Below are 623 nucleotides of genomic sequence, written 5' to 3'. Positions count from 1 at the left end.
GAGTCGCCATCTTGCACTCCAAGTAACTAAAATTACCCGTTAAAATTGGATAAGAATATATAAATTTCCTGATTCAGTAAAATGCTTAAAAGTAGAATTATGCTCCTTTTGAGCGTAATTGTTTTTGTTCGCTTTGTTTATCAGCTGGTTTTAATTTAAAGGGTAAAATAATACGGTTTAAATTGCTTTGCAGCTTGGTTATTCAAGCGTTGAACAGTTTTAGGGGAGATGGAACAATCTCTTACCTTAGACGTTAAGGATTGTGCTTCAGCAGACTTTAGTATGACTTGTGCCTTTACATTTTGTGAAATATACATATTCTTTTGAACGATAGGTGTTTCAGTGAAACTATAATTACACGCTTTACATATGAAACGTTGCTTTTTCAAAAGTAAATAAGTTGGATTTACATCCGTAATTGGTAAGGTAATTCGAGATGCTTGAGTCCCATTTTTATAAACCGTATAGTCAATGTCTCTGAGACCACACCTTTGGCAATGTGTAGGGTTGTCTGTCAATTTCCCAAGGACATATGTACATACTTTTCCTTTAAAAGTCCCTTCTTTTATGAAGTTTTCTTCAAAAGTAATGTTAGGAATGTATTTGAACTTATGTTTCCTATA

Annotated in this window: 1 protein-coding gene; it reads right to left on the bottom strand. The window is 33.2% G+C overall.

Annotated features, from left to right (window positions below; genetic code table 11):
* Positions 1-155: 155 nt before the first annotated feature.
* Positions 156-623, bottom strand: a 468-nt coding sequence (locus C406_RS19545) for a transposase family protein (RefSeq protein ID WP_017380765.1), incomplete at its 5' end; no start/stop codon positions are given.

The sequence above is a fragment of the Paenisporosarcina sp. TG-14 genome (genome assembly GCF_000297555.1).
In the GTDB taxonomy this organism is placed as follows: Bacteria; Bacillota; Bacilli; order Bacillales_A; family Planococcaceae; genus Paenisporosarcina; species Paenisporosarcina antarctica.
Note: the sequence above shows the minus strand (reverse complement) of the source record. Positions and strands in the feature narration are given on the sequence as shown.